This window comes from Bradyrhizobium sp. USDA 4451, assembly GCF_054822585.1.
Genome location: NZ_JBTRCH010000001.1, coordinates 7040792 through 7061399 on the forward strand (window position 1 = coordinate 7040792; position 20608 = coordinate 7061399).

Here is a 20608-nt window from a genome sequence, read left to right on the forward strand (position 1 = left end):
GCGGAGACAACCCCTCACCCGGCTTCGCTTTGCGAAGCCACCCTCTCCCACAAGGGGAGAGGGTGCTGCCGCAGTCCGGAGCTACCACACCCCATGAACACCCAGTTCCTGATCCAGCTGATCGTCAACGGCCTCGTGGTCGGCACGCTTTATGGCGTGGTCGCCATGTCGTTCGTGCTGATCTACAAGGCGACGCAGGTCGTGAATTTCGCGCAAGGAGAGCTGCTGCTGGTCGGCGCCTGGGTGTGCTGGGCATTGCTGACCAAATACCAGCTACCGTTCTGGATCGGCATGCCGATCACGCTGGTGTTCATGTTCATCTTCGGCATCGCGATCCAGGTCGTGATCCTGCGTCCGATGATCGGCGAGCCGATCATCTCGGTCATCATGGTGACGATCGGCCTCTCGACGGTGTTCCAGGCCGCGCTGAAGTGGATCTTCGGCGTCAACCCGCAGCCGTTCCCGCATATCTTCCAGAGCCAGTCAGTCAGCCTGTTCGCGCTGCAGATCCAGACCGTCTATGTCATGAGCCTCGTGGTCTCGCTCGCCATGATGGTCGGCATGGCCTGGTTCTTCCGCGCCTCCAAATACGGCCTTGCGATGCGCGCCACCGCCTTCAACCAGCAGGTCGCGCAGTCGCTCGGCATCTCCGTGAAGAGCGTGTTCGCGATGGCCTGGGCGATTTCGGCCACGGTCTCGGCAGTCGCCGGCGTCGTGGTCGCGGTGGTCAACGGCGTATCGTCCGGCCTCTCCGCCTACGGCATCAAGGTGTTTCCGGCCGCCATCCTCGGCGGGCTCGACTCGGTCGGCGGCGCCGTGCTCGGCGGCATCATCATCGGACTGTTGGAAAACGTCGCCCAATATGTCGACAGCCAGTATCTGCACTGGGGCAATCTCTACGAGATTGCGCCGTTCTACGTCCTGATCATCATCCTGATGATCAAGCCGTACGGCCTGTTCGGCACCAAGGACATCGAGCGGGTCTAGGCATGGTCGCCGAAAAGTGGAAACCGGTTTTCGGAAACGACCATGCCCAGACAAAAAGGGGCGTGACGATGACTTCACTCCGGCAGGGAGCACAATAGAGCCCCATGGCAACCAGCACCCTCATTCCGTCAGGCGATTTCCGCACCAGCTATGCGGCCGACACCACCATCTTCCCGACCGCGACCAGCCGCAATTTCGCGATTCTCGGCATCGTGCTCGCCTGCTTCGCGCCGATGCTGCTGTCCAATTACCTGCTCTCGATCGCGATCCAGATCGGCATCTTCGCGATCGCGGCCCTCGGTCTCAACGTCCTGGTCGGCTTCACCGGCCAGATCTCGATCGGCCATGCCGCGTTCTTCCTGTTCGGCGCCTTCACCTCGGCCTACATCTCCAACAACGCGCCAATCCCTGTGTTCTTCGCCATCCCCCTCGCCGGCGTGATCACGGCGCTGGTCGGCCTGATCTTCGGCGTGCCGGCCGCGCGGCTGAAGGGGCTCTACCTCGTCATCGCGACGCTAGCCGCGCAGTACATCCTGCTCGACTTCTTCTCGCGCGCCGAGTGGTTCTCGGGCGGCTCGGTGCCGGCGAGCGCCAACCCGTTCTCGATCTTCGGCTATACCCTGCGCGGCGACCGTCAGTATTTCTACGTCGTGCTCGCCTACATGGTGGTCAGCTATCTGCTCGTCACCAACCTGATGCGCACCCGCGACGGCCGCGCGCTGGTCGCGATCCGCGACCACTATCTCTCCGCCGAGATCATGGGCATCAACCTGACCAAGTACCGGACGCTGTCGTTCGGGCTGGCCGCGTTCTTTGCCGGCATCGCGGGCGCGCTCTATGCGCACTACCAGCTCGTCGTGTCCCAGGAAGGCTTTGGTATCGAGCGCTCGGTGCTGTTCCTCGCCATGGTCATCATCGGCGGCACCGGCTCGGTGATGGGCACGCTGATGGGCACGGCCTTCGTGGTGCTGCTGCCGGAATCGATGGAGTGGCTGAGCGCCTGGCTGAAGGGCGGCGCCATCGACAAGGCGCTGCAGCTCAACAACAACATCACCTTCCTGCGCGAGATCGCGATCGGCCTGATCATCATCGGCTTCCTGATGTTCGAGCCTGATGGCCTCGCGCATCGCTGGCGGCAGATCAAGGCCTACTGGAAGCTTTACCCGTTCTCGCACTGACGCATCGAGCAACTCAAATTCGGTTCAACGAATAAGCAGGAGGAAACAACAATGACGATTAGATCCCTTTTGAGCTCGGTCTCCCTCGCGCTGCTGATCAGCAGCGCAGCCGCCACCGCACAGGCGCAGATCGCCATCGGCCATCTGCAGGACCTCTCCGGCGGCACCTCCGACGTCGGCACGCCCTATGGCCAGGGCGTCGCCGATACGTTTGCCTGGGTCAACAAGAACGGCGGCATCGGCGGCAAACAGCTCAATGTCGACAGCAACGACTACGGCTACCAGGTGCCGCGCGCGATCGCGCTGTACAAGAAGTGGTCGGCGCCCGACGGCAAGGTCGCCGCGATCATGGGCTGGGGCACGGCAGACACCGAAGCCCTCACCGGCTTTCTCGCGCAGGACAAGATCCCGGACATCTCCGGCTCCTATGCCGCCGCGCTGACCGATCCGGAAGGCACCAGCGGCAAGGCCAAGCCCGCACCGTATAATTTCTTCTATGGTCCGAGCTATTCGGACTCGATGCGCGCAATGCTGACCTGGGCCGCCGAGGACTGGAAGGTAAAGGGCAAGCCGGGCAAGCCGAAATTCGTTCATATGGGCGCCAACCATCCCTATCCGAACGCCCCCAAGGCGGCCGGCGAAGCGCTTGCGACCGAGCTCGGCTTCGAAGTGCTGCCGCCGCTGGTGTTCGCGCTCTCGCCCGGCGACTACTCGGCACAATGCCTCAGCCTGAAGAGCTCCGGCGCGAACTATGCCTATCTCGGCAACACGGCGGCCTCGAACATCTCGGTGCTGAAGGCCTGCAAGACCGCCGGCGTCGACGTTCAGTTCCTCGGCAATGTCTGGGGCATGGATGAGAATGCGGCGAAGACCGCCGGCGATGCAGCCGACGGCGTCATCTTCCCGTTGCGCACGGCGGTGAGCTGGGGCGGCAACGCGCCCGGCATGAAGACGGTGATGGAGATCTCCAAGATGTCCGACCCGTCGGGCAAGGTCTATCGGCCCGTGCACTACATCGCCGCGGTCTGCAGCGCGCTCTATCTGAAGGAAGCGCTCGACTGGGCCGTCAAGAATGGCGGCGCTACCGGCGAGAACGTCGCCAAGGGCTTTTACCAGAAGAAGGACTGGGTGCCGGCAGGCATGGACGGCGTCTGCAATCCCTCGACCTGGACGGAGAAAGATCACCGCCCGACCACGAAGGTCGACCTCTATCGCTCGAAGGTCTCGGGCGCGACCGATGGCGACATCAACGACCTGATGGCCAAGGGCACGATCAAGCTCGAGAAGGTGAAGACCGTCGAACTGCCGCGCAAGCCGGAATGGTTTGGCTGGTGAGGTCGTGAGGCTGGCACCAACGCAGCCTCGACAACAATCGTCATCCCCCGAAAGCGGGGGATCCAGTACGCCGCGGCCTCTCGTTTGGTCTCTGGCGCCTCTGGAATACTGGGTCACCCGCTCTACTGCGCAGTTGCGCACGAGGCGCGGGTGACGACAGCGGAGAATAATCGAGATGAACGAAACCCTCGAAGCCACCCGCCCGGTGCCGACGGCCGTCCCGCCGCCGCCGCTGCTCAGCGTCAACAACATCGAGGTCGTCTATGACGACGTCATCCTGGTGCTGCGCGGCCTCAGCCTCGAGGTGCCGAAGGGCGCGATCGTGGCGCTGCTCGGCGCCAACGGCGCCGGCAAGTCGACCACGCTGAAGGCGATCTCCGGCCTGCTCAAGACCGAGGACGGCGAGGTCACCCGCGGCGAGATCCTGTTTGAGGGCCAGCGCATCAACGGCATCGATCCGGACAAGATCGTCCGCCGCGGCATCTTCCAGGTGATGGAGGGCCGCCGCATCGTCGCCGACATGACGTCGCTGGAGAATCTGCGGCTCGGCGCCTTCACCCGGCGCGACGGCGAGGTCTCTGATGATATCGACATGGTGTTCAAATATTTCCCGCGCCTGAAGGAGCGCACCGGGCTCGCCGGCTATCTCTCCGGCGGCGAGCAGCAGATGCTTGCGATCGGTCGTGCGCTGATGGCACGCCCGAAGATGATCCTGATGGACGAGCCGTCGATGGGGCTGTCGCCGCTGCTGGTCAAGGAAGTATTCGCGATCATCAAGGAGATCAACCGCGATCTCGGCGTCACGATCCTCTTGGTCGAGCAGAACGCGCGCGCCGCGCTGTCGGTCGCGAGCCATGGCTACATCATGGAACAGGGCAAGGTGGTGCTCGACGGCTCCGCCGACGAGCTGCGCGACAATGAGGACGTCAAGGAGTTCTACCTCGGCGGCGCCGGCGACCAGCGCAAGAGCTTCAAGAATTTGAAGAGCTTCAAGCGGCGCAAGCGCTGGCTGTGAGGATATTGAGCGTTTTCGGGCGGAGTTGCGTGTGCAGAAAGCGCGCCAGACCAGGAAGGCGGTTCTATCCGAGCACCTGCTCGGCTTCGGTGACCGCGCAGAGCACATGGTAGAACGACGACGCCGGGATCGTGGCGACCAGCGAATTGCCGTCGCGGTCGAACTGGTCGTACCAGCCGCCGGCCACCGGATGGCTGAGATAATGCCGCTCCAGCAGCACCAGCGCCGCGCGCGCCTCGTCCGCGGCGCCGGCTTCGCCCGACTCCGCCTGCGCCGTCCAGGCTTTCGCCAGCTCGCTCTGCGGCCAAAGCCGCCTGGTGTGGCGGCGAATGTTGCCCTCGGCATCGCCCTCGTCGACAAGGCAGCCGGTGGCGGCGTCGCGATAGCGCAACGCCGAGGCCAGCAGTTCGCCGCGCGGACGCCCGGTGGGGCAGCCGGTGATGCGCTCAAATCCCTTCAGCAGCCAGACCCACTCCGCGAGGTGCCCCGGCTCGACACTGACCGGCGGGATCTTCGACCAGTCCTCCTCGAAATATTCGCCGAGGGTGCGCGTCTGCTTGTCGTAGAGATTGGCCAGGAACAGCGCGAAGAAATCGCCGGCGCGGTTCTGGAACGACAGATCGTGGGTCGCGTCGAAGCAGGCGATCATCGCCTCGAACAGATGCATCTGCGGGTTCTGCCGGCGCGGCATCGACGGCGGCAAGCCCTCGTGGAAACCGCCATGGGACGAGCGCAGCTGCGTATCGAGGAACGCCAGCAGCGCATCGATCTCGGCGCGGACATGCGCGTCCTGGTCGAGGCCATAGACGGTCGCCAGCGCGAGCAGGATGAAGGCATGGCCATAGGTGTCGCGCAGCGGGTCGAGCACGCTGCCTTCCGCGGTCAGGCTGTAGACGAAGCCCGGCCGGCCGTCGGGCGCCTTGGCCTTGGCCAGCAGGTAGTCCAGCCCCTTCAGCGCGATCGCGCGCCCGTCCGGATACCAGCCCAGCTGGGCCGCCTTGGCGTAGCAATAAATCTGGCGCGCCTGCACCATGACCCGGCGCGGCGCCGCGTGATCAGCTGTCCCATCCTGACGCAACCGGTCGACGAAGCCGCCGGCGGTGTCGTCCCAGCCGGTGGTCGACCACAGCGGCAGCGCCTGGTCGATGATGCGGCGCTTCAATCTCGCGACGACATCGGCGGCCCCGTCCGCCGCAACGCTCTCTGCCTCAGCCATCGTGCTTCCTGGAACCGTCCCACTGTCAGCGGTCACCGTCTGATAGCACGGGCGGACCGGCACGCAACCTGCGCACATCCTCTCAAGGACCTGACATGACCGACCATTACGATGCCCTTGAAACGCGCGATCCGGCCGCGCGCGAGGCCGCGCTGTTCGCCCGCCTGCCGGAGGTGCTGGGCAAGGCGATGGCGGCGCCTGCCTACGCCAACCTGCTCAGGGGCATCGACCCTGCCTCCATCACCGGCCGCGAAGCGCTGGCGGGGCTGCCGGTGCTGCGCAAGTCGGAACTGCCGGCCCTGCACAAGGCGGCGCCGCCATTCGGCGGATTCGTGGCCGACAAGCCCGGCTCGTTCGCCCGGCTGTTCACCTCGCCCGGACCGATCTTTGAACCCGAAGGCCGCCAGGCGGACCCCTGGCGCGGCGCGCGGGCGCTGTTTGCGGCCGGCTTTCGCAAGGGAGATGTGGTGCTGAACACCTTCAGCTATCACCTGACCCCCGGCGGCTTCATCTTCGACGCGTCGGCACGGGCACTCGGCTGCGCGGTGATCCCGGCGGGCCCGGGGAATACCGAGCAGCAATTCGAGCTGATCGAGGCCTATCGCCCGATCGGCTATAGCGGCACGCCGGATTTCCTGAAAATCCTGCTCGACGCCGCGGCCAGCGCCGGCCGCGACGTCTCCTCGATCAAGCGCGCTCTGGTCTCGGGCGCCGCATTTCCGAAATCGCTGCAGGAGGAGATGAAGTCGCGCGGCGTCGAGGCCTATCAGGCGTTCGGCACGGCCGACCTCGGCCTGATCGCGTTCGAGACGCCGGCGCGCGAGGGAATGACGGTCAATGAGGATTTGATCCTGGAGATCGTCAAGCCCGGCACCGGCGATCCCGTCGCGTCCGGCGACGTCGGCGAGATCGTGGTGACCTCGCTCGATCCGCACCATCCCTGGATCCGCCTCGCGCTCGGCGATCTGACGGCCGCCCTGCCCGGCGCGAGCCCGTGCGGACGCACCAACATGCGGATCAAGGGCTGGATGGGCCGCGCCGACCAGACCACCAAGGTGAAGGGCATGTTCGTACGACCCGAGCAGATCGCCGAGATCGGCAAGCGCCATCCCGAGCTCGGACGGCTGCGTCTCGTGGTCACGCGCGCCGGCGAGGCTGATGCGATGACGCTGCGGGCCGAATGTGCCTCAGCGCCGGCGGCCCTGTTGAATGAGGTTGCGGCAACACTGCGTGCCGTGACGAAACTCGGCGGGGCTGTCGAGCTGGTCGGTAGCGGCTCGCTGCCGAACGACGGCAAGGTGATCGCAGACGAGCGATAACCGTCGAAATCACCCGAAGCGTGGTCGATCCGCATTTGTCGCGCGCGGCATTGTGAACTATTGAGCAGGCTCATGCCGCGTGGAGACGAACGGATCATCAGCTCATGAGCAGCGCTTCAACGAATCAGCCGCGACGACCGGCGGTTTTCTTCGATCGGGACGGCGTCTTGAACAGGGACATCGGCTTCCTGTTCGAGAGTCACAGATTGATCTGGATCGACGGCGCGCGCGAGGCAGTGAAGGCTGTCAACGACCTGGGCTACTATGCATTTGTCGTGACCAATCAGTCCGGCGTTGCACGAGGTCTCTATGAGGAAGCACACGTCCAGCAGCTCCACGACTGGATGGCGGCTGAGCTCGGCAAGATCGGCGCCCATATCGACGCCTTCGAGTACTGCCCGTTCCATCCTGAGGGGACCGTTGAGCAGTATCGGCAGGACAGCCATCGCCGCAAACCCTCGCCGGGCATGATCAATGATCTGCTGGAGCGTTTCCCGGTCGATGTCGGACGCAGCTTCCTGGTCGGCGACCAGCCGAGGGATCTCGAGGCGGCGCGCGCCGCCGGTCTGAAGGGATACCTGTTCGCAGGCCCCAATCTGGAGCTGTTCCTGAAGCCTCTGTTGCAACGCAGCTGAGCGCCGCGCGAGGCGCGAGGCCAGGATCGAGATCAGAACCTTCGGACCAGCTCGATCACCTCGTCCTGCTGCTCGCGCGTGATCTCGGCGAACATCGGCAGCGAGAGAATCCGGCCCTGATCGCGATGCGCGTTGGGGAATTGCTCCGGCCGGTGGTCGAAGCGCGCATAGGCCGGCAGGAACGGCAACGCGGTGGGATAGTTGATCGCGGTCTGCACGCCGTTGGCGTTGAGATGGGCGGCGAGCGCGTCGCGGCGTGGATGCCTGATCGTGTAGAGATGATAGACGTGGCTGCGCCCCGGCGCGACCTCAGGCACCACGACGTCCTCGATCTGGTTGAGGCCGGCATCATAGACTTCGGCAGCGGCCTGCCGGGCTTCGGTCCAGGCGGCGAGATGCGGCAGCTTGGCCGACAAGATCGCGGCCTGCATGCCGTCGAGCCGGCTGTTGATGCCCTCGATGTTGTGCTGGTGCTTCACCAGCCCGCCATGGCGCGCCAGCATGGCCATCTGCTCGGCCAGCGCCTTGTCATTGGTGACGACCGCGCCGGCGTCGCCCATCGCGCCGAGATTCTTGCCGGGATAGAACGAATAGGTTGCGGCCTCGCCGAAGGTGCCGACCATGCGGCCCTTGTAGCGCGCGAGATGGGCCTGGGCGCAATCCTCGATCACCCAGAGCTTGTGCTTCTGCGCGATCGCCATGATCGCGTCCATGTCCGCGGGCTGGCCGTAGAGATGCACCGGGATGATGCCGACCGTGCGCGGCGTGATCGCCGCCTCGATCGCTGCGGGATCGATCGTGAACGTCGCATCATCAGTGTCGCAGAACACGACGGTGGCGCCGGAATGGGTGATCATCGCCGCGGTCGAGATCCAGGAATGCGCCGTCGTGATCACCTCGTCGCCCGGCTTCACCTTGAGCGCCCGCATCGCGAGATAGAGCGCGTCGGTGCCGTTGGCGCAGGATACGCAATGCGCGACCTCCGCGGCCGCGGCGAATTCGCGCTCGAAGGCGTCGACATAGCCGCCGCGGATGAAGGCGTTGTCGCGGATCACGCCGGCGATCGCCGCATCGATCTCGCCCTTGATGGACTGGTACTGCAATTGCAAGTCGGCATACGGCACAGCCATCGATATTCCCCTATTGCCCTATTGGCTCGCCAGCAGCCGGCGCGCCGGATTGCCGGCATAGGTGCCCGGCGTCGTGATGTCCTTGGTCACAACCGATCCCGCGCCGATGACGACGTCGTCGGCGATCCTGACCGGCATGATCGTGGCGTTGGAGCCGATCGACACGCGGTTGCCGATCACGGTCTCGCGCCACAGCTCCTTGCGTCCGCGCGCCGGGCCGCCCGTGGAGAACGTGTCGTTGACGAACATCACACCGTGGCCGACGAAGCAGTCCTCGCCGATGGTGACCAGTTCGCAGACGAAGGCATGCGACTGCACGCGGGTGCGCGCCCCCACCACCACGCCCTTCTGGATCTCGGTGAACGGCCCGACGAAGCAATCGTCGCCGAGCGTGCAGCCATAGAGATTGCAGGGCTCGACAATCTTGACGCGTTCGCCGAACGCGACGTCACGGACGCTGGCCTGATGCACGTCCGGCCGATTCACGAAACGACACCCAGCCGGCTCAGCCGCGGCGTGAAGCGCAGCGCGACCTCCTCGCCGGTCTCGATCGATTCATAGAGCGCCGAAATCAGCTCCAGGCTCTTGCGGCCCTCGAGCCCGTCGACCAGCGCCGCGCGCTGGTTCTCCAGGCAATCGACCACGTGATGATAGTAGGCCTGATGGCCGAAGCCGTAGACGTTGGGCGGGTTGACCGAGAACTTCTCCACCACGTCCTTGTCCGACGGCAGCTCATTGACGAAGCGCCAGTGCCGGATCTGGTTGACGGCGAAGCCGGAAATCTCGACCGTGCCCTTTTCGCCGAGGATCGACAGCGAGCCCTCGAGATCGGTCGGACGCGCCGCGGTGGTCGCCTCGATGATGCCGAGCGCGCCGTTGCGGAACTTGAGCGTCGCGACCGCCGTGTCCTCGGTTTCGATGTGGGCGAGCGCCGTCGCCGCGCGTGCATGCACGCTGACGACGTCGCCGAAGAACCACTCCAGCATGTCGACATGGTGGCTGGCCTGATTGGTCAGCACGCCGCCGTCATAGGCCCAGGTGCCGCGCCAATCGTCCTGGTCGTAATAGGCCTGATCGCGGCACCAGCGAACCCGCACCGTGCCCAGGATGAGCTTGCCGAAGCGGCCGGCATCGAGCGCCTCGCGCGCCTTGACCACCGGCACGTTGAAGCGGTTCTGCTTGACGATGAACATTTTGACGCCGGCCTCGTCGCAGGCCCGGATCATGTCGTCGGCGTCCTGCAGCCGCAGCGCCATCGGCTTCTCGACCACGACGTGCTTGCCGGCTTTGGCGCAGGCGATCACATGCGCGGGATGCAGCCCGCTCGGCGTCAAGACGGCAACCGCATCGATATCCTTGCGCGCCAGGAACTCGTCCATGTCGCAATGGGCCGGGACGCCGAACTTGCCGGCAACCGCATCGGCGCGCGCGCGAATCGGATCGCAGACCGCGACCAGGCTCGCCCCGGCGATGTGATTGCCACCCAGGAGATCGGAATGACGCTTGGCGATACGCCCGCATCCGAGCAGGCCAAATCTGATCATGCACAGGCCCTGTCTTGTCTCGTGGCCGACCGTTGCGGCCGGCCGAAGAGCCGAGGGAACAAGCGGCCTTGCGGCCACGCGGTAAGGTCCATTACCCGGAAAACTCGGGATTAGGCAAGGCCATGCGCCAAGCCCGCCGCTAGGCTGGCGCCATCATCGCGTCCTAGCCTGCGCAACCGACCAGTCTCGAAATTTGCGGCCTCAAACCAGGACATTTGGCTCAGGCGCCGACTTGTTGCAGCTCCAATAGATGTCGAGTCCGCAGTACCGCGGAATTGGCGAGGCAAGCAGCTGAGGACGCTTCCATCGTGTGAATGGGCGCTCCTGATCGGCGTTCTCGGGAGTGGCCTGAAAATTCGAAAATCCCGCACAGAGCGTCCGCAGAGACCTGGCCGAGATGAACTCGGTCGCCGGCGCGAGCGAACCGTCCTGCGTTTTATCATAGGCGCCCGTTTCGCCGTCGCGGAAGGTCCCCCGATAGCCTCCGAGTTCACGCATCATATAGCGGAGCGCTCGCTTCGGCTCGAGCACGAACTGCCGATAGGAGTAGGCGTAATAAACCATGCCGATGAGGCGTCCGCCCGGCACCAACAGCCGGCGGCAGGCCGCGATCGCGGCAGCAAGGTTGCCAGTATGATGCAGGCAGCCGATCGCGACGACCGCATCAAACGAATTGTCGGGAAGCGAGTTGCTGAGGATGCTGCCTTGAACGGCCCTGCCCTTCAGCCCGCTCTGCGCGATCCGGTGATTGACCATCGTGCACGGATTCGCAGCGATATCGAGGCCGGTGAAGTCCGCGCCGCTCTCCGCGATCTTCTGCGAGACGCTGCCGTAACCAAGCCCGATCTCGAGCACGCGCTTGCCGCGCATCGACTTCCAATCGATGTATTTCTCGAGATACGGATAGAACTGGAAATAATTCTCGTCGTAGCGACGCAGCGACTCCATCGAGGAATCGGTGATCCCCCACGCCCGCGCGGCCGCGGAGCCGCACAATTCGTCCCAGAACGCCGCATTGGCCGCGTCGATCGCCTGTTGAGTTTCAGTCATTGCGGCCCCTACCTGCTTCAGCCAAGGAATGTGTCCCGACGCATCCGACGCCGAATATCCGGTATTGCTCGTTCTGCCAACAACCAAAGCCCCGCGAGCCCCGAAGCGCGTCTGCTATCCCAACCGCTGGGACTGGTAGCCTCGCCGCAGAATCTCGTCCCACCAAGGCCTATTATTAAGGTACCAATATACCGTCTTCCTGATGCCAGTTTCGAAACTCTCTTGCGGGTTCCAACCGAGGTCCCGCTCGATCTTGGATGGATCGATGGCATAGCGGCGATCATGACCCGGACGGTCCCTGACGAACGAGATCAGGCGCTTGTGCGCGCCCGCCTCGGCTCCCTTGGCCTGATCGAGCAGTGCACAGAGCAGTTCCACGACCTCGAGATTCGTTCGCTCGCTCCTGCCGCCAATATTGTAGGTGTCCCCCACTCTCCCGTGCTGAAGAACGCGGATCAACGCGTCCGCATGATCCTCGACATACAGCCAGTCACGGACGTGCTGACCGTCGCCGTAAACAGGCAGCGCCTCGTCGGCCAATCCCCGGATGATCATGTGAGGGATCAGCTTCTCGGGAAACTGAAAGGGTCCATAGTTGTTGGAGCAATTTGTCACTAGGGTCGGTAGTTCGTAGGTCTCGTGCCACGCACGTACGAGATGATCGGAAGCGGCCTTGCTGGCCGAATAAGGCGAATTCGGCGCGTAGGGGCTCGTCTCCACGAAATGGCCATCGATCCCCAGCGTGCCGAACACCTCGTCCGTCGAGACATGAACGAGCCGGAATGCGTCGCGCTCGGCAGGGTCCGACGCGCGCCAGTAGCGGAGGGACTCCTGCAGCAGCGTGAAGGTACCCACAACATTGGTCTGAATGAAATCGCTGGGAGCGTCGATCGAGCGATCGACATGGCTTTCCGCAGCAAGATGGATGACCGCCTGAGGCCGGTAATGATCGAACAACCTGCGCAAGTCCGGGCCGTTGCAGATATCCGTTTGCGAGATAACGTAGCGTTCGCTGCCGGCTGCCGACGGTACCGAGTGAAGGCTGGACGCGTAGGTCATCTTGTCGATATTGACAATCGAAGCGTCGGTGCAGGCCAGTAAACGGCGTATGACGGCAGAGCCAATGAAGCCGGCTCCCCCGGTGACAAAGATAGTTGCTTTGCTAGGCAGCACTGGCCCCGACCTCAGTTCGACGGCCTGGAATTCGCGAACAGATCATAGATCGACAGAAGATACTCGCCATAGCTGCTCTTCGCATTACGAAGTGCGGCGCTACGAAATGCCTCGAGCGAGATGTAGCCGAGCCTCAGCGCGATCTCTTCCGGACACGCAATCCGCAGGCCCTGGCGCTGCTCGAGAATTTGGACAAAATGACTGGCTTCGACCAGCGAGGCGTGCGTCCCGGTGTCCAGCCACGCGAAGCCGCGTCCCAAAACCTCGACATGCAGATCGCCGCGATTCATGTAGGCGCGATTGACGTCCGTGATTTCCAGTTCGCCTCTGGACGAGGGCCTGATCGAGGACGCAATCTTCAGGACGTCGTTGTCGTAGAAGTACAGACCCGTCACCGCGAGATTGGATTTTGGCCGCCGCGGCTTCTCCTCGATCGAAATCGTCTTTCCATCCGCGTCGAGCTCGACGACACCGTAGTCCTGAGCCCGCTTGGCGACATAGCCGAAAATCGTGGCCCCCGAGACTCTCGCGGCGGCGCGCGCCAGCATTTCAGGGAGTCCATGACCGAAGAAGAGATTGTCGCCGAGGATCAAGGCGACGTTGTCGTCAGCGACGAAATCGCGCCCGACAATGAAGGCATCGGCAAGCCCGCGCGGATGATCCTGGCTGGCATACTCCAGCTTGAGGCCGAAGTCCGAGCCGTCGCCCAACAATCGGCGAAACAATGGCTGATCCTGTGGCGTGGAGATAATCAGAATCTGGCGGATGCCACTCAGCATCAAGGTCGACAGCGGATAATAGATCATCGGCTTGTCGAATATCGGCAGGAGCTGCTTCGAAACCACGGTCGTCACCGGGTAGAGGCGCGACCCGGTACCACCAGCAAGAATGATGCCCTTCATCCAATCCCGCCTGTGCAATTATCCCGATAGTCTATCAGAGGCCCGCGGTTCGGCAAACGCGCCGCCCGGTAACGGGCGCGTGGTGCCCCCGAAGGAGCAAGCCGCATTTGCGCTCTTGGGCAGGAATAATGGAATGAAATACAAGCATAATTCTTGTCGTCTTACCCGTGTCGTGCCATGTCCTGACCCAAGAGGGATATCGGTTGGCGATCGTGTAGGGTTGGTCTGCCCAATACGAAACCACCAGCGAACCAGTCCAAACGCACAGCCGATACGGCGGTAGATGAGAATGAACGATCGCGCTATTGAGCTGGAGCCTGGTTTCGGTTGGCGCCAGGCCAAACTTGCCCTGCTCGCCTATGCCCACATCGTGGTGTGCTGCATCTCGCTCTACTGCATCACGGTCACCGAATCCTTTCCAGGCATCATCGGCTTCGACAAGTCGCATCTTGCGGCTGCAATCGTGAACGTCCTGGCGTTCAGCCCGGTCGTGATCGTGTTCGCAATCGGTCGCTTCAGCTTCGGATACCTGGTCGGCTTCTACTTCTACGTCATGGTGCTTGGATATCTCTGGCTGATCGAATTTTCACTGCTTGATTACGATCACCGCCTGGCGCTCGTCTCGATCGTGCTGTCGGCATTTGCGTTCCTCGCCCCTGCGCTGCTCATCACCGCGCCCACGCGGCAAGTTGTCGTGATGCCGGAACGCGCCTTTCACATGATGCCGTCCGTTATCTTGCTCGTCTCAGCGGTCATCATCGGCGTCGGTTCTCTGTACAATCTCAAGCTTGTCGACCTCTCGGAGATGTACAAATACCGCGCGGAGGTGGCGCTACCGGGCGCCTTGCGATACGCGACCTGGATCGCCTCAAATGCGCTGCTGCCGCTCGCCTTTGCCTGCTTCGTTACCAGCAAGCGGTTCTGGCAGGCCGGCATCGCGCTGCTTCTGATGCTTCTGTTCTACCCGATCATGCTGACCAAGATGGCGCTGTTCGCGCCGGTCTGGCTGCTGTTTCTCGCGCTCATCTGCAAGCTGGCCGAGGCCAGGGTCGCTACGATCCTTTCGTTCTTCGTGCCCGTCCTGATTGGCGCGATCCTGTTCGGCCTGGTCAAGATTGGCCTGGTTCCTTTCAAGCCCGGGATGGTCTATTTCGGCACCGTCAACAACAGGATGATCGCCATCCCCTCGCTCGCCCTCGAGGTTTACAACAACTACTTCTCCGCGCACCCGCTGACCCATTTCTGCCAGATCAACGTGGTGAAGCTCGTAGTCCCGTGCGCCTACGACGAGCCGATATGGGCTGTCATGGCCAAGGCCTACGATCTCGGCGCCTTCAATGCTTCGCTGTTCGCCACCGAAGGAATCGCTTCGGTCGGACTTGTGCTCGCCCCGCTGTCCGCGCTGGGCTGCGGCCTGATCATCGCACTCGGAAATCGCGTGTCGTCCGGCTTGCCGTCGCAATTCGTGCTGCTATCCGCCGGGCTCCTGCCTCAGGTTCTCCTCAACGTACCGCTTTCGACCGCGCTGCTGACCAACGGCACCGTGCTGCTCTTCCTGCTCTGGTACGTTGCGCCGCGGTCAACCTTCGATCGGAAGGCCGCATCGACCGCCACCGTAGCCGAACATCTGCAACAGGCCCACGCCGGCTAGCGCTCCAAACGCGGCGACCACCGCTCTTCAACAGACCATTCCGGCTGCGACGGCAGCCGGAACGCCTAGGCACGAATGATGTTGTCTGCCGGCTGCGGGAACTTGCCACGGCAGTCGACCAGCAGCGGAGCATGCGCGCCGAGCAGTTGATAGTCGAACTTGTCGTGATCGGTCGCGAGCAGGACACAGTCGAAGCGTCGCAGATTGTCCTCGGTGAGCGCGACACTCGACAGGTCGAACGAATGCGCTCGCATTTTCGGGAAGGCGGGGACGTGCGGATCGCTGTAGGCGATCTTGGCGCCGAGATCGCGAAGCCTTTCCATCAGGAGGACCGAAGGCGATTCGCGAACGTCATCGACGTTCTTCTTGTAGGCGATCCCGAGAACCAGGATCGAGCTGCCGCTGATCGACTTGTGTCGCTGATTGAGGGCCAGCGAGATCTTCGACACGACGTAGTCCGGCATCGAGGAATTGATCTCACCGGCGAGCTCGATGAAACGCGTATGCATGCCGTATTCCCGCGCCTTCCAGGTCAGGTAGAACGGGTCGATCGGAATGCAGTGGCCGCCGATGCCGGGACCGGGATAGTAAGGAACAAACCCGAACGGCTTGGTCGCCGCGGCGCGGATCACCTCGTGAATATCGATCCCCATCTTGTCCGCGACCATCTTCATTTCGTTGACGAGGCCGATGTTCACCGAACGATGGATGTTCTCCAGCAGCTTGGTCAACTCGGCGGCCTGCGTCGAGCTGACGGGAACGACCTTGTCGATCACCTGGCGATAGAGGGCGATACCGGCCTCGAGGCAGGCGGGGGTGCAACCGCCGCAAACCTTCGGGATCGACCGGGTCGAAAAATTCTGGTTGCCGGGGTCTTCGCGTTCCGGCGAGAAGACGAGAAAGATGTCGCGGCCGACGGTGAAGCCGCACTTCTCGATCCGCGGCTTCAGTTCCTCCTCGGTCGTGCCCGGATAGGTCGTGCTTTCGAGCGACAGCACCATCCCCCGGTGGAGATATGGCAGCAGCGACTCCGTCGTATTCAGCACGAAGCTGAGATCCGGCTCGCGATATTTGTTGAGCGGGGTCGGGACGCAGAGGATCAACGCGTCGACCTCTTTCGCACGCGAGAAATCCGTGGTCGGCTCGAAGCCGAGCTCGGTTGCTCCCTTGATGCTGTCGCTCGAAATATGTTCGATGTAGGAACGCCCGGCCCGAAGTGCATCGACCTTGGCCTTGTCGATATCAAAGCCAACAACCTTGTAACCGACCTCGCTGTAGCGAAGCATGAGCGGCAGGCCGACATAGCCCAAGCCCACGATGCCAATCTTGGCGGTCTTGCGGTCCAGCCTATCGATGAGTTCGGTATTCATGTCTAACGCTCATAGGTGTGGTGTGTTGTGTGTTCAAATCAGCGTGCCGAAAAATCCGCAAGGTCGAGCGCCTTTGGCGACGGTTGCATAGACGCCCCGCCCCCCTCCGACAAGCCCCAAAAGCAGGGCCAGTCGTGGCCCTTGCCCCTGGCAGGAGCGGCTCTCAAGCCCATCCACCCGCCGTCGCCGGCCCCCCCTCCCACATCAGATAGTCGATCACGGAAAGGCCCGGAATGAACGCCTCGTCCGGACCGTAAGGAAGGGGCACGAAACCCTGGTTTACCAGACGGATGCCATGTTCCTGGAACAGTTCGTCCTGCTGATAGCCTCCAGCGCCGCCGCCGGCAAGGTAAGCATCCCCGCCGACCGACTTGACGAGCGATATCAGCAGCTCCGTGGCCTTGCCTGCATGCGGCAGCTCGGACTGCCGCTGAAATTGCGTCGCAAGACCGAGGTGCTCCGCGATCGCCTTAATGGCCGCGATGTTGAATGCGGCGAGGTTCGTTTCATGCTGCTCGATCAGGGGCTGCAGCAGCGCCATCGCCTCGCCAAAGTGAGGCGCCTTGCCGTAACTTGCCCGCAGCGTCGCAATCATCTTGCGACGCCAGGGCCGGCCGTCGTCGATCTCCGCGGCATTGATGGGTGCTCCGAAGGGCAGCCGACGGACCGGACAGGTGGCCCAGCGCGCCTCGCCCTGGATCGCAATTCGTACCCTGTTCGACCACGAACCCATGCCGCCCGATCCCGAGCGCGGATAATCGACGGCATCGAGCAGCACGAACACATCTGCTCGCCGGATCTTGTCAAAGTATCCGAGCCACGGAAAGAAGTTGGGTTGATGGATCGCAACGAGGCACCCCATCGCATGACACTCGCTACAGCCGCGTATCGAAGAACGATTTGAGCCGGCGGAACCACCACAGCCCGGCCCAGAAGACCGCCGCGCCAACCACTGCGAGATAACAGATCATCCAAAGGCTCGGCATCGCCCCGTCCACGACAGCCATGCGGTAGCACTCCGCGATGACATAGAACGGGTTGAATTGCAGAACCGGCCGAATGAAATCCGGATAGGACGACAGTGGGTAGAAGATCGGAGAGGCGAACAGCAGGACGGTGAGCACATTCGGCAGCGCCAGGGCGGTATCCCGCACAAAGACGTTCAGCGCGCCCAGGAATAATCCCAGCCCCGACACGAACAGGATGTGCAGGGCCACGATCAGCGGCAGCGCCAGATAACCCGGACCCGGCATCTCGCCTGAAACGACCTGCAAGGTGAATATGATGGCGAACGCGACGATGAGCGGCACGATCCCCATCAGGGCGCCCACCATCGGCAGCAACTCCGACTTGAAGGCAATGTTCTTCACGACACCGGCATTTCCGACCACGGACGTCGTTGCCGCCGACAAGCCCTCACTGATCGCGAGCCATGGCCCGTAACCGCTGAGCAGCCAGATCACGTACGGCAAGGCGCCGGTACGCCCTGGCAACCGTCCTGGAAAAACCACCGTGAACACGAACGTGAAAATGCACATCAGCATCAGCGGCGACAGCACCGCCCACACCAGGCCCAGCGCCGACCCCAGATAACGGTCGCCCAGCGTCATGCGGAACAAATTGTTCAGCATGCCGAGGTCTCGCCGATCAAAACCCGCCAGCATCATGTCTTGACATCCTCAAGGCGTCGCGCGGCGATCCGCGGAGGATAGAAGATCAGCGGACGCCCACCGACTTGCCCTTCCTCGTCGATGACCTCCAGCACGCGCGACGTGACTTCCCCGTCGCATCCCTGACCGAGAAGCGCAACATCGAAGCGATACAGATCGGCTCCCAGCACGAAGGGATCCATATTGATGGTGACCGTGAAGGGTCCCGACGCCGGCAGCGCCTTGCCCACCTCCCCAAGACGCCGCCGCCAGACCAGTCGTCCGTCGACCCGTGTCAGAACAAGCTCGAGATCATGCGTTGGCCGGGCCGGATCGATCCGGCCCAGCACCACGATCGCCAACGGCACCATCGCAAGCGCGGTCGCCTTGCATGCGTCTCCGCGTTGAATGATTTCGACGGCATCGAGCTGAAGCGGATGAAGCGGTGCGGCCCTACTCACCAAACGCCCTTCAAACTTGCGCATCAGCTCCGCTTCATCCGCCTCGCGCACGGCGGCCTCATAGGCCTTGGTGACGACCTGGGGCGAGCCGTCCATGACGAGCCTGCCGCCGTCGAGCCAGAGGCATCGTGAGCACATTTCCACGATCGAACCCAAGCCGTGACTCACGACGATGACAATACGGCCACTGGCCGCGACTTCCTGCATGCGCCGCGTCGCCTTGGCCGCGAAGAAGGCATCGCCGACCGAGAGCGTCTCGTCGATGACGAGAATGTCGGGGTTGATGAACGCGCCCATCGAGAACGCGAGACGGGCCTTCATTCCCGAAGAATAGGTTCGCACCGGGCGATCGATGAATTCACCGAGTTCGGCGAACGCGATGATTTCATCGGCGACTTGATCGATCTGCTGACGGCTGCGGCCATGCACGGCAGCGTCGAGGAAAATGTTGTCGCGGCCGCTCATGTCCTCGCGCAACACTGCGCCCACGGTAAGCATCGCGTGCAGGTCGCCGTCGACCTCGACGGAGCCCGAGGTCGGCTCTGTCAGCCCCGCAATGATTGAAAGCAGCGTCGTCTTGCCGGCACCGTTGCGGCCGATGATGCCGACGCGTTCGCCCTCAGCCACCTCAAAGCTGATCTGGTCGAGCGCCTGCACATGACGCGTCGTGATTTCGCGCCTGCCGGTGCGCAGCGCTTCGATCAGCGACACGGGGCCGCCGCCATGGTCGGCAAGCGCAAACACCTTGCTGACGTCCTTCACCCGAATTGCCGCGCGCATCAACCGACCACTTTCCACTCGGCCGGCAGACTGAAACCGCGCCCGTCCACCCCCTCGACGCCGAGCTCGAGCCCGTTGCCGTCGAGCCAGCTGAAGCCGTCGAGGACAATCTTGACCGTCGAATTGTGTGGGTCCGGCATCACAAGGTGCATACTGATCTGATAGCTGCCTGGCGGCAGCGGTAGCGCCGGAATATCGACGCTGAACGCGTAGCGCCCCGGCTCTTCGCCGACAGGCGTGGTCCGGCGCGACATCAGCCCGGTCTCCCAGCCGTAGGCCGGCTGGAGGCGCTCGACCGCCACCACCACACCTACCTCCGCCCGGGCGAGGATCTCGACCTTGGCCTCAAGGCTGAAATCCGTTCCCGTCATGATCGTGCGCGGATAGACCGGCGCGCTCGCGAAGCGCGCGATGCCGTCCCGGTAGGTCGATTTAGCCTGCTCGCCGTAGAGATAGCGCCGCACGGCACGCTCTGCCGGCCCGGAAAAAACCACCTTGCCGCGGTCCAGCACGTGCGCCGTTTCGCACAGGCGCACAATCGCCGACCAATCGTGCGTCACGAGGACACCCGATGCCCCGCCTGAGACCCGTTCGCGCAATCGCCGCCAGCACTTCGACTGAAAATGCTGATCGCCGACCGCAAGCACCTCGTCGAGCAGATAGACTTCGTATTGCCCGGCGGTCGCGGTCGAGAAATAGAGCCGCGCGCTCATCCCGGCCGAATATGTCAGCACCGGATCCTCGAACCGATCTCCAAGTTCGGAGAAGTCGTGAATATCCAAGATCATTGCCGCGCGCTCGCCGGGCGAAAACCCATGCACAGTCAACAGCCGATCGGCGTATTGTCGCCCCGTGAGCTCCGGATTGCCAACGAGGCCGAGCTCATAGAGGCCCGACATGGCCCCGTGCACTGCGACCCGGCCGGAATCCGGCGCGTAAACGCCGCCGATGACCCGAAGCAGTGTCGACTTGCCGGCCCCGTTGCGGCCGAGCACCCCGAGGAACTGGCCTTTGGGCACATCGAAGCTGACGTCCTCCAGCGCCGTGAAATGAGGGACATCACCACGCAGTCCAAATGCCAGTCGCCAGGCGCTGCCGCCGTCGACAAGTGCAAAGCTCTTCGAGACACCCTGACAGGTAATCGCAACGGCCCGCGACATCATGCCTTCGTGCGCCGCCGGTGCCGACAATCAGCTGTAAAGTCAGTGAACGG

Annotated in this window: 19 protein-coding genes; 7 read left to right on the forward strand and 12 right to left on the reverse strand. The window is 63.2% G+C overall.

Going from position 1 to position 20608, the window contains the following annotated elements; translation table 11 throughout:
- Positions 1–93 precede the first annotated feature (93 nt).
- The 4 genes from ACVMB0_RS32980 (at position 94) to ACVMB0_RS32995 (ending at position 4515) form a co-directional block, all read left to right on the forward strand.
- On the forward strand, positions 94–987 hold the full coding sequence (locus ACVMB0_RS32980) for a branched-chain amino acid ABC transporter permease (protein WP_461348861.1): 894 nt from the start codon (positions 94–96) through the stop codon (positions 985–987).
- 104 nt (positions 988–1091) lie between these two features.
- Entirely contained in the window at positions 1092–2165 is a 1074-nt protein-coding gene (locus tag ACVMB0_RS32985) for a branched-chain amino acid ABC transporter permease (protein ID WP_456753714.1), read from the forward strand.
- A 51-nt stretch (positions 2166–2216) separates the two neighbouring features.
- Positions 2217–3500 carry an ABC transporter substrate-binding protein gene (locus ACVMB0_RS32990; protein WP_461348862.1) on the forward strand — a complete coding sequence of 428 codons (1284 nt, stop codon included), beginning with the start codon at positions 2217–2219 and terminating at the stop codon, positions 3498–3500.
- Between the two features lie 175 nt (positions 3501–3675).
- Positions 3676–4515: an ABC transporter ATP-binding protein gene (locus ACVMB0_RS32995; protein ID WP_461348863.1), complete on the forward strand. Its 840-nt coding sequence runs from the start codon at positions 3676–3678 to the stop codon at positions 4513–4515.
- Positions 4516–4579: 64 nt separating this feature from the next.
- Here ACVMB0_RS32995 and ACVMB0_RS33000 read toward each other — a convergent pair whose 3' ends face one another.
- A complete protein-coding gene (locus ACVMB0_RS33000; protein WP_461348864.1) occupies positions 4580–5731 on the reverse strand; it encodes an AGE family epimerase/isomerase in 1152 nt (383 codons plus the stop codon).
- A gap of 95 nt (positions 5732–5826) precedes the next feature.
- On the opposite strand from ACVMB0_RS33000, the gene ACVMB0_RS33005 reads away from it, so the two are divergent.
- Together ACVMB0_RS33005 and ACVMB0_RS33010 are read left to right on the forward strand one after the other, a co-directional pair.
- Complete coding sequence (locus tag ACVMB0_RS33005) at positions 5827–7050, forward strand: phenylacetate--CoA ligase family protein (RefSeq protein ID WP_461348865.1); 1224 nt, start codon at positions 5827–5829, stop codon at positions 7048–7050.
- Between the two features lie 104 nt (positions 7051–7154).
- On the forward strand, positions 7155–7685 hold the full coding sequence (locus ACVMB0_RS33010; RefSeq protein ID WP_461348866.1) for an HAD-IIIA family hydrolase: 531 nt from the start codon (positions 7155–7157) through the stop codon (positions 7683–7685).
- Positions 7686–7717: 32 nt separating this feature from the next.
- Here ACVMB0_RS33010 and ACVMB0_RS33015 read toward each other — a convergent pair whose 3' ends face one another.
- The 6 genes from ACVMB0_RS33015 to rfbA all read right to left on the reverse strand — a co-directional run bounded on the left by ACVMB0_RS33015 (position 7718) and on the right by rfbA (position 13484).
- On the reverse strand, positions 7718–8815 hold the full coding sequence (locus ACVMB0_RS33015) for a DegT/DnrJ/EryC1/StrS family aminotransferase (protein WP_461348867.1): 1098 nt from the start codon (positions 8813–8815) through the stop codon (positions 7718–7720).
- An 18-nt stretch (positions 8816–8833) separates the two neighbouring features.
- Positions 8834–9301 (reverse strand): acyltransferase, encoded by a 468-nt coding sequence (locus tag ACVMB0_RS33020; RefSeq protein WP_461348868.1) that lies wholly within the window; start codon positions 9299–9301, stop codon positions 8834–8836.
- Positions 9298–10359, reverse strand: a complete 1062-nt coding sequence (locus tag ACVMB0_RS33025) for a Gfo/Idh/MocA family protein (RefSeq protein ID WP_456753706.1) — start codon at positions 10357–10359, stop codon at positions 9298–9300. The genes ACVMB0_RS33020 and ACVMB0_RS33025 overlap by 4 nt, the downstream gene beginning before the upstream one ends.
- Before the next feature lie 201 nt (positions 10360–10560).
- The gene (locus ACVMB0_RS33030; protein ID WP_461348869.1) at positions 10561–11409 is read right to left on the reverse strand and encodes a class I SAM-dependent methyltransferase; all 849 of its coding nucleotides are present in this window, start codon (positions 11407–11409) and stop codon (positions 10561–10563) included.
- A 114-nt stretch (positions 11410–11523) separates the two neighbouring features.
- The gene (rfbB, locus tag ACVMB0_RS33035; protein ID WP_461348870.1) at positions 11524–12582 is read right to left on the reverse strand and encodes a dTDP-glucose 4,6-dehydratase; all 1059 of its coding nucleotides are present in this window, start codon (positions 12580–12582) and stop codon (positions 11524–11526) included.
- Between the two features lie 11 nt (positions 12583–12593).
- Positions 12594–13484, reverse strand: coding sequence for a glucose-1-phosphate thymidylyltransferase RfbA (gene rfbA / locus ACVMB0_RS33040; RefSeq protein WP_461348871.1), 891 nt, complete (start codon positions 13482–13484; stop codon positions 12594–12596).
- A gap of 289 nt (positions 13485–13773) precedes the next feature.
- Between rfbA and ACVMB0_RS33045 the strand changes: the two genes are divergently transcribed.
- The gene (locus ACVMB0_RS33045) at positions 13774–15135 is read left to right on the forward strand and encodes a hypothetical protein (protein ID WP_461348872.1); all 1362 of its coding nucleotides are present in this window, start codon (positions 13774–13776) and stop codon (positions 15133–15135) included.
- A gap of 65 nt (positions 15136–15200) precedes the next feature.
- Here ACVMB0_RS33045 and ACVMB0_RS33050 read toward each other — a convergent pair whose 3' ends face one another.
- The 5 genes from ACVMB0_RS33050 to ACVMB0_RS33070 all read right to left on the reverse strand — a co-directional run bounded on the left by ACVMB0_RS33050 (position 15201) and on the right by ACVMB0_RS33070 (position 20555).
- Entirely contained in the window at positions 15201–16505 is a 1305-nt protein-coding gene (locus tag ACVMB0_RS33050; RefSeq protein WP_461348873.1) for a nucleotide sugar dehydrogenase, read from the reverse strand.
- Between the two features lie 163 nt (positions 16506–16668).
- Entirely contained in the window at positions 16669–17367 is a 699-nt protein-coding gene (locus ACVMB0_RS33055; protein WP_461348874.1) for a WbqC family protein, read from the reverse strand.
- 13 nt (positions 17368–17380) lie between these two features.
- Positions 17381–18172: an ABC transporter permease gene (locus tag ACVMB0_RS33060; RefSeq protein WP_461348875.1), complete on the reverse strand. Its 792-nt coding sequence runs from the start codon at positions 18170–18172 to the stop codon at positions 17381–17383.
- Positions 18169–19395, reverse strand: a complete 1227-nt coding sequence (locus ACVMB0_RS33065) for an ABC transporter ATP-binding protein (RefSeq protein ID WP_461348876.1) — start codon at positions 19393–19395, stop codon at positions 18169–18171. Before ACVMB0_RS33065 ends, ACVMB0_RS33060 begins: the two co-directional genes overlap by 4 nt.
- Complete coding sequence (locus tag ACVMB0_RS33070) at positions 19395–20555, reverse strand: ABC transporter ATP-binding protein (protein ID WP_456753697.1); 1161 nt, start codon at positions 20553–20555, stop codon at positions 19395–19397. The genes ACVMB0_RS33065 and ACVMB0_RS33070 overlap by 1 nt, the downstream gene beginning before the upstream one ends.
- Positions 20556–20608: the final 53 nt, after the last annotated feature.

Bases quoted from the DNA above. Each gene is read 5' to 3' on its own strand.
- ACVMB0_RS33000 (WP_461348864.1), bottom strand. From the start codon at position 5,731: ATGGCTGAGGCAGAGAGCGTTGCGGCGGACGGGGCCGCCGATGTCGTC.
- ACVMB0_RS33055 (WP_461348874.1), bottom strand. From the start codon at position 17,367: ATGGGGTGCCTCGTTGCGATCCATCAACCCAACTTCTTTCCGTGGCTC.
- ACVMB0_RS33025 (WP_456753706.1), bottom strand. From the start codon at position 10,359: ATGATCAGATTTGGCCTGCTCGGATGCGGGCGTATCGCCAAGCGTCAT.
- ACVMB0_RS33070 (WP_456753697.1), bottom strand. From the start codon at position 20,555: ATGTCGCGGGCCGTTGCGATTACCTGTCAGGGTGTCTCGAAGAGCTTT.
- ACVMB0_RS33010 (WP_461348866.1), top strand. From the start codon at position 7,155: ATGAGCAGCGCTTCAACGAATCAGCCGCGACGACCGGCGGTTTTCTTC.
- ACVMB0_RS33015 (WP_461348867.1), bottom strand. From the start codon at position 8,815: ATGGCTGTGCCGTATGCCGACTTGCAATTGCAGTACCAGTCCATCAAG.
- ACVMB0_RS33030 (WP_461348869.1), bottom strand. From the start codon at position 11,409: ATGACTGAAACTCAACAGGCGATCGACGCGGCCAATGCGGCGTTCTGG.
- ACVMB0_RS32990 (WP_461348862.1), top strand. From the start codon at position 2,217: ATGACGATTAGATCCCTTTTGAGCTCGGTCTCCCTCGCGCTGCTGATC.
- ACVMB0_RS32985 (WP_456753714.1), top strand. From the start codon at position 1,092: ATGGCAACCAGCACCCTCATTCCGTCAGGCGATTTCCGCACCAGCTAT.
- ACVMB0_RS33050 (WP_461348873.1), bottom strand. From the start codon at position 16,505: ATGAATACCGAACTCATCGATAGGCTGGACCGCAAGACCGCCAAGATT.
- ACVMB0_RS33005 (WP_461348865.1), top strand. From the start codon at position 5,827: ATGACCGACCATTACGATGCCCTTGAAACGCGCGATCCGGCCGCGCGC.
- ACVMB0_RS32995 (WP_461348863.1), top strand. From the start codon at position 3,676: ATGAACGAAACCCTCGAAGCCACCCGCCCGGTGCCGACGGCCGTCCCG.
- ACVMB0_RS33060 (WP_461348875.1), bottom strand. From the start codon at position 18,172: ATGATGCTGGCGGGTTTTGATCGGCGAGACCTCGGCATGCTGAACAAT.
- ACVMB0_RS33045 (WP_461348872.1), top strand. From the start codon at position 13,774: ATGAACGATCGCGCTATTGAGCTGGAGCCTGGTTTCGGTTGGCGCCAG.
- ACVMB0_RS33065 (WP_461348876.1), bottom strand. From the start codon at position 19,395: ATGCGCGCGGCAATTCGGGTGAAGGACGTCAGCAAGGTGTTTGCGCTT.
- ACVMB0_RS32980 (WP_461348861.1), top strand. From the start codon at position 94: ATGAACACCCAGTTCCTGATCCAGCTGATCGTCAACGGCCTCGTGGTC.
- rfbA (WP_461348871.1), bottom strand. From the start codon at position 13,484: ATGAAGGGCATCATTCTTGCTGGTGGTACCGGGTCGCGCCTCTACCCG.